Here is a 7,490-nt window from a genome sequence, read left to right as displayed (position 1 = left end):
CAAATGGCATATTCATATGAGTATGTGGATCTATTCCACCTGGAAAAACATATTTGCCAGATGCATCAATAATTTCCGCTGCATCTTTTCCTAAGTCTAATCCCATTTCTGAAATTATTCCTTCATTAATACCAATATCTGCTTTAAATATATCAGAAGCTGTAACAACATTTCCACCTTTAACAATCATATCAAATGTTTTCATTTATATACCTCCCTTAATTATAAAATTACACATATTATTAAATTCTTCATTTTGTTCTATTTTTAAGTTATATCTAATATCATTTTATATAGTTATTTAATTACTACTTTAACAAATATAATTAATATATTTAACATTATTCCTTACTAATTATCATATCACATTATATATGCTAATAGTCCCCATTTTCTTAATTTACTGAATGTTACGACTTTTTGTTCTGTTAGCGAACTAAAAAATGTAATTTATCCTTATTTATTCTATTTATTTAGATAGAAACAGATTTTCCTTGCAAATAGGTATAAACTGAAATAGAGACAAATTTGGTGGGGGTAAGAACATGATAAATTTAAAAAAACAAGAATCTTTTATAATAAGAGTTTTAGTAATTACACTTGGAGCTTTTTTATCTTCTATATCAGTTATTGGTTTTTTAGTACCGCATCATTTATTATCTGGAGGAATTACAGGCGTTGCACTTATACTAAAATATTGTATTAATCTGCCCGTTGGATTCGGCTTCTTCATATTAAACCTTCCTATTTTTATTGTTGGAATAAGGAATGTAGATAGAGATTTCGTGCTTTTTAGTCTACTTGGAATGGTAGAATTATCAGTATTTTTAATTATAGCTGCTCCATTAGCTCCATATATTCAAATTCATGATATTATGCTTTCTTCCATAACCGGTGGTATACTCAACGGTATTGGCTGTGGTTTATGTTTTAGGAGTAGAGCATCACAAGGTGGAACAGATGTTATTGCAACAGTTTTAAAAAGGATAACCGGAGTAGAAATAGCCTCACTTTCAATGCTTATTAATATATTTATTATTGCAGCTGGCGTAATATTTATTGCAGCTGGATTAGAACTAGTTTTATACACATTAATTAGTATCTATGTAGCTACAATTTGTACACAGAAGGTAATAGATGGGTTTAACCATAAAAAATTACTTTGGATAATAACAAATAAAGAACCTGAAGTGGCTCATGCAATATTGACCAAGCTTGGTAGAGGGGTAACTCTTATAAATGCAGAAGGGGCTTACACCGGGGAACAAAGAAAAATAATATATAGTTTTATTACTTTAACTCAAATAGCTAAAGCTAAAAAGATTGTTCAAGATATAGATAGTTCAGCTTTTATCACAATATCAAATATATCTGAAATAAATGGAGAAGGCTTTAAAAAAGCTGCTTTATAACGTAATAATGCTTTAGCTTAGGAGCTAAAGCATTATTTATTTTCTCTATATGTCATTTTCTATATGGTAGGTCCTATTTGGGTAACTTTACATGCGGTGGCTCATATTTTTCTATCTTTTCATTTCAAATTCAGCATGATCTCCTGCAGCATGGCTAACAGGTACACTTATACCTAAAGTATCTTTTGTGACGAAGCTAAATGTGTCAGATTGGTCTGCAGTTCCTACAAGATCTAATGAATCTGCATTTTTAAACATTTTGATTAACTCATCATTTGTATATTGCTCAACGCTTACCTTCCCTGGCTGGCTGGATTTGTCTGCAATACTCCTAAGCTTATTAACAAGATTTTTATCTATTTTAACAAAATCTGAAAGCCTTAGTCTTACTGCTTTTGTAAGGTTTATATTTGTTGTGTAAAACAAGTTATTTGGGTGAGCTGACCCTTTAACATATGCAGTACCTGAGTATTGTACACTCAATTGGTCATTACCTTTATATTTAATGTTGTAAATTATATCTAATGTGACCTCGCCTGGAGAATCCTTATAATAGTTAGAAACTTTTAATGCTTCTTGCTTTAATATATTATTAATGACCTTCTGTTTACTTACATCCCCAAAATTAGTGATTTGAGGATAATTTACAATTACCTTTTTATTAGTGTAAACATTCTTTACTAATTGATAATTTATACTTGTTGATGTTTGAGTTTTGCTCACAACTGAAGTTTTTTGTGATTGCACATCTGTTGAATTTTGGCTTCCACAGCCAGCCGCTAGAGTACTTAAACAAATTAATGAAATTAATAATAATTTTTTATTCACTTCAATTTATCCCCCTTATATATCAACGGTTAAAATATAAAATTAAACGAACCTTTAAATGTCATACTTATAATAATTCATTACAGACTTTTCTTCAAACCCACATGATTTATATAAATTAAGTACAGTATTATTTTTACATTCTACATCTAATCCTATATCATAGATATTTCTTTTATTTATCAGCTGTAAAGCTTCCTTTAAAGTTGCCTTTCCATATCCTTTTCCTTTAAAATTAGGCAATAATCCAAACCCACTTATAAAGGCCGAATTATCACTGTATTCTACTCTTATTTTACCAATAATTTCATTATTTACCTCTGCCATATATGTTATTTCATTTAATTCTTCCTCCGCCTCTGGAAAAGCTTCACATTCCTCTGAACCGTTAAAAAATATTGCATTTTGCCTACCTATTTCTTTACCGTCCAAATTTGTAGCTTTTCTTAAGTTAATACAATCTATGCTGTCTATTATAGTTTGGTCAATTAATTTCATTCTATACTCTGAAAAATCATATATACCATTCGCAGACTTTATAAATCCAAGCCCTGAGCCCGAATTACCATCTGATAATAGTAATATCTTACTGAACCCTCTCCCCCAACACTGCTGAACTGCGAGTTCAAAGAGTTTTCTAAATAACCCCTTACGCCTATAGTCAGGATGAGTTAATCCATTTATTTCGCAAATATTACTACCCCCGAAACTTGAAATCCCAAGATATGCTACCAAAACTCCTTTAACATAATATAAAAACTCATCTATATTTTTTAGTCCCACTTCAGACTTTTTATTTTTATTAAGCTTATAATCTAATTCTAACTTTAGATTGGTCTTGTCTTGTATACTGCAAATCTTCTCTAATTCATTTATTTCTTTATACTCTTTTTCTGATATATATTGCTTTAAACAAATAGTCTCATTTAATACTTCTCCCGCCATTCTTCAACACTCCCCCTATAATTTCATTTGTTTCATCCAAAATTAAGTTAACTAATTAATTGTATTCTATAATTACTATAAATTGCTAATAATATATTTACCTAATTATACTATTTATAAGACAACTTCTCACGTGAAATATTCATAATATTTTGAAACAAAAAAGAACCAGCATTTTTTAATTTAGCTGGTTCCGTTTTAAAATTATTTGTAAGATTTAGATTTAATTAAAGGGGGACTCTAATTAAAAAAATTAATTGCTCATCACTTACTATATATTTATAATAACATTAGATTACCTAATTAATATCGAATAAATATGTGTAAAATATGTGACTTTCACTATTTTGTTTTTACATTGAAAAGTCCTTAAAATACTTTAAAAATATATCTAAAAAATATAAATATTTGAACTATGAGTATTGCCGGTATTCCTATTACAAACTTGTTATGCTTAGTTTTATGTCTAAATAATCGCATACCTAAAAATATACCCAAAGCGCCATAAGCAAAAGCTATAATAAAAAGTGTCTTCTCTGGCGTTCTCCATTTCCCTTGTCTTGATTTGTTCTTATCTGAATACATTACAAAAATTCCGTACAAATTAATTAATAAAACATAATATAAAAATATCTTCATTTGTTTTCCTCCATTTTAATAGTAATTAAATCATCACCATGACGCTTTGGTATCTAGGATGTTCTGATAGTGGAGCATTTGTTGTTTTAAAAACATTCAAGAGTTACCCGCTAAATCACTTGGCCGTAGGCCGTCGTGCTTACTTATCTTTGTTAAGACACTCCTCATCGATTTTCATTCCACTGGAACGAAAGAGTCATATTCATTGAAATATACATCATAATTATATGAAGTTTTTCCCTCCGACTTCGTTCCACCGGAACGAAGAGGAACGCACATTTAATCCATATGTAAAATCATAGGGAATTTCTCCATAGGGACTTGCAAGAAGAAGCGCAGTAACATTGAAATTGAATTTTTCCTCGATTACTCACTATTTTGGAATACATCAGAATTCAAGATGCATATTTATATGTAACTTCTCCGTAATGACTTGCAAAAAAAGCGACGAAACTATTGAAATTCGATTTAGAAATTCTTCTTTTGCGAATGTAAAATTCTCGTAAGCTTCCACAGGAAGTGGAAGCTAGCGAACCCGAGACAGGACGTCGAGTGTGAACGATAGAGAATTTCACGTGAGCAAAAGTCTAGAATTTCTTAATCCAATTTTCTGTTTATAGCTTGCTTGCAAGGCATATAGGAGAATTTTGATACATATTGCATGTGAAATACATTTTACGTGTACTCTAGTTTTACCTTGCTACCACCCTGTCCCTGCTGTGCTGGCGTAACTATTAATTTCACTGGAACTCTATTACGAAGCTCCTCCACGTGACTTATTATTCCAACAGACAAGGTGCTTGAATGAAGTTTTTCAAGTGAATTCATTACTACATCTAATAGGTCCGTATCTAATGTTCCAAATCCCTCATCTAAGAAGAAGAATTCTAGTGGCGCACTGCCCTTTAATTGAATTTGCGAGGAAAGTGCTAGTGCAAGACATAATGAGGTTAAGAAGGTTTCTCCTCCTGATAATGTGTTAGTTTCACGTCTTATGCCACCATTAAAATCATCTCTCATTATAAAAGCTCCATTAGCATCAAGCTCCAATGCATAACGTCCCCTCGTTATCTCCTTTAATCGTTTTGAAGCTTCCATAGATATATATTTCAGTTGCTTCATAGCTACGTATTCAACAAATTTATTTCCTTGAATAAGAGTGTCCAGTTCCCTTAAAAGACTTAATTTATGCTCTACTGATTTTTTCTTTGTTAGGAGTGTTTTAATTTCTTGAATCTTTCTCTCCATATCCGCAAGCGCCCTAAATTGAGCACCTATTGCTTTAGTCTTTTCCTCTAGAACTGTTCCAATAACCTCTCTTTTTTCTTTTAATTCTTCAAATAAAGTAACATCTACTTCTTTCCCTTGTAGCAAGATTTCAAGTCTTTTTAAATTATCTATAAGGTTACGTTTAAGCTCCTCATACTGTTTTATTTCTTTCTCGAAGATTACCAAAACTTCTCTTGAAACCAAATTAAGTAGGACTGTTTGCGTATCTTCAAAGGAATTTTCCTTAAGTGATATGTTTAATTTTTCTTGTCCCTCAAGTAACATCTTAGACAACATTTCTTTTTTATTTTCCTCGCTAGTCTTTTGAGTTAAAACATTTTGTTTTTCTATGTTTTCTCTTTCAAAGATTGCTTTTAGACTTGATTCTTTTAAAGTGATCTCTTTAATTTGGGCTCTTACTTTTTCTACTTCGATTTTAGGGGTATGATCGTTTGTAGGCGTAAATCCACAAAGCTCCACTATTTGAAGCGTCAAACGTTCTATTTCAGCCCTTTTTTCCTTACCACTTGTTTCTATTTCTGTTTTAAGGTTAGTAAGTTCCCTTAAAGTCTTATCTATATCTACTCTTTCCTTTTCGAGCTTTACAAGTGCTGCTCTATCTTTTCTGACCCGAGATGTAAGTTTTATTACTTCATTATCTAAATTTTTAATCTGCGAGATCTTTTCTTTTATAGACATTGATTTTTCATTCTCATTTTGTTTCTGCTTAAATGAACTCTCTTCACGTAATAAGTCTTCATTTAAAAGTTTGTGACTTTGGGCAAGTGACTCTAAACTCTCACCCGCAATAGAAATATCCTTTTGCAAGACTAACAATGCTTCTTTTTCTTTTCTTAAACCTTCTCCAAGTTTTGCCTCATCCATAGCTACTTTACTTTTTTCTTCTCGGCCCTTTGCAAGTATCACTTCTAGTTCCGTCTTTTGTTTATTATATAATTCGATCTTTTCTTTAAACTGGTGTAATGATAATTCACTCTTGTTTTTTTCATCTTCAAGCTCTTCTATATTTATATCCTTAAGATTTTTGTTTACTTCTAATAATTGATTATTTATATACTCCTCATCTTTTGAAAATCCAGCAAGTAGTATTAACTCATTTTGATAATCCTTAGATAGCTTTTCTAGGTTTTCAGCATGACTTTGTTTTAAACTCTGTAACCCTTTTAAATCTGTATCTTCTTTTAATTCTGCTATTTTAGGATGATGCTCAGCACCACATACTGGGCATAGATCTCCTTCTTGCAAATTAGAAGCTAAATCTGCTGCCAAGCTTCCTATCTCTATTTCTTTTATCTCATGATCTAATTTTTCAACTTTGTCTTTCATAGTTTCTATAGATTCTTCTACATTTTTTATATTCAACCTAACTTTCTCAGTTTTTGCGTTTACAATTTCATATTTAGCCTTAAGTTCATCCTTTTTTTTATGATCTTCTACAGCCTTTTCAAAGGTTACCTTAATTGTGTTATAAGCTTCTTGATTATCTAAGAGCAAATTATTATCTCCCGGGAAATTATTCGTCAGTTCCACACTTTTTTCTTCTAAAAGTGCTAATTTGTCTTGTTTATCTTTCAATGTAAAAGCAGCTTTATTATGAAGTAGCTCTGTACTAGCCAAGGTTTTCTCCAAGGTTTCACCTTTGTTTTTAAGTTCATTAACATTTTTAGTAGCTGAAGTTACTTCTAACTCGCTATTATAAGTTTTGTACAGTTTTTCCCTATACTCTGGCAATATTTCTATCTCATTTAATTTTGTTTCACATGATTGTAACTGCTGCTCTATCTTTTCTTTATTAGTAAGAATTATTGATGTTTTTGAGTTTTTATCCACTATATTATGCTTAACTTCTCTGTGTTTTTCTAATAAAATATCTTTTTCATTAGCTAAATAAATTATTTTCTCTTCAATATTAGATGCTTGCTTTAAACTTACTTCTTTTTCAATCAAAGTTGGTAGTTTATCATTTTTAGATTTCCAGGCTTCTTCATAAGATATTTTAGTAACCTCTAGTCTTTGAGATATGACTTCATAATCTTTGATTAATTTTTGAAGTTTCTCTCCGTTTATAGTTAAGCTTTTTTGAGTCTCTGTTACATTTTCAATATAAGGTTTTACATTTAACGCTAAACTTCCTTTTGTAAATTTTACTTTTTTATTTTCTATATCTTCCTCTTGAAGTTTTAGCAAATCTTTCTTTTTTACATACTCACTCTTTTCCTTTTGTAACTCAAAAATGTTTTTGTATACTTCATACTCTTTGTCTATTGTACTTTTCTGGAGTTTAATCTCCTTTTCTTCTTGTTTTAAACTTACTAGCGTTTGCTTTAATTGATTATGCGATTCTTCATCTACATTCTCATAACCCTTCATTTCTCC

General features: G+C 30.5%; 5 protein-coding genes and 1 pseudogene. 1 reads left to right on the top strand and 5 read right to left on the bottom strand.

All coding sequences use genetic code 11. From position 1 onward, the window contains the following. Positions 1 to 205, bottom strand: a pseudogene (locus Q0649_RS11090) (amidohydrolase family protein); the annotation flags it as partial. Between the two features lie 340 nt (positions 206 to 545). Between Q0649_RS11090 and Q0649_RS11085 the strand changes: the two are divergent. Further along, the gene (locus tag Q0649_RS11085; RefSeq protein WP_298841597.1) at positions 546 to 1,412 is read left to right on the top strand and encodes a YitT family protein; all 867 of its coding nucleotides are present in this window, start codon (positions 546 to 548) and stop codon (positions 1,410 to 1,412) included. A 111-nt stretch (positions 1,413 to 1,523) separates the two neighbouring features. On the opposite strand, the gene Q0649_RS11080 is transcribed toward Q0649_RS11085, so the two are convergent. From Q0649_RS11080 to Q0649_RS11065, 4 genes are all read right to left on the bottom strand, one after another. Next, positions 1,524 to 2,240, bottom strand: coding sequence for a hypothetical protein (locus tag Q0649_RS11080; RefSeq protein ID WP_298841594.1), 717 nt, complete (start codon positions 2,238 to 2,240; stop codon positions 1,524 to 1,526). Between the two features lie 54 nt (positions 2,241 to 2,294). After that, the gene (locus tag Q0649_RS11075) at positions 2,295 to 3,185 is read right to left on the bottom strand and encodes a GNAT family N-acetyltransferase (protein WP_298841592.1); all 891 of its coding nucleotides are present in this window, start codon (positions 3,183 to 3,185) and stop codon (positions 2,295 to 2,297) included. A 369-nt stretch (positions 3,186 to 3,554) separates the two neighbouring features. After that, the gene (locus Q0649_RS11070; RefSeq protein WP_298841589.1) at positions 3,555 to 3,824 is read right to left on the bottom strand and encodes a DUF1294 domain-containing protein; all 270 of its coding nucleotides are present in this window, start codon (positions 3,822 to 3,824) and stop codon (positions 3,555 to 3,557) included. A 675-nt stretch (positions 3,825 to 4,499) separates the two neighbouring features. Then, positions 4,500 to 7,490, bottom strand: a 2,991-nt coding sequence (locus Q0649_RS11065; protein WP_298841586.1) for an SbcC/MukB-like Walker B domain-containing protein, incomplete at its 5' end; no start/stop codon positions are given.

Source organism: uncultured Clostridium sp., assembly GCF_937920395.1.
Classification (GTDB): Bacteria; Bacillota; Clostridia; order Clostridiales; family Clostridiaceae; genus Clostridium_AD.
The sequence above is the reverse complement of the archived record's forward strand: the minus strand, read 5'-3'. Positions and strand labels throughout refer to the sequence as shown.

Coding starts and splice junctions, on each gene's coding strand:
- Q0649_RS11075 (WP_298841592.1), bottom strand. CDS start 3,185: ATGGCGGGAGAAGTATTAAATGAGACTATTTGTTTAAAGCAATATATA.
- Q0649_RS11070 (WP_298841589.1), bottom strand. CDS start 3,824: ATGAAGATATTTTTATATTATGTTTTATTAATTAATTTGTACGGAATT.
- Q0649_RS11085 (WP_298841597.1), top strand. CDS start 546: ATGATAAATTTAAAAAAACAAGAATCTTTTATAATAAGAGTTTTAGTA.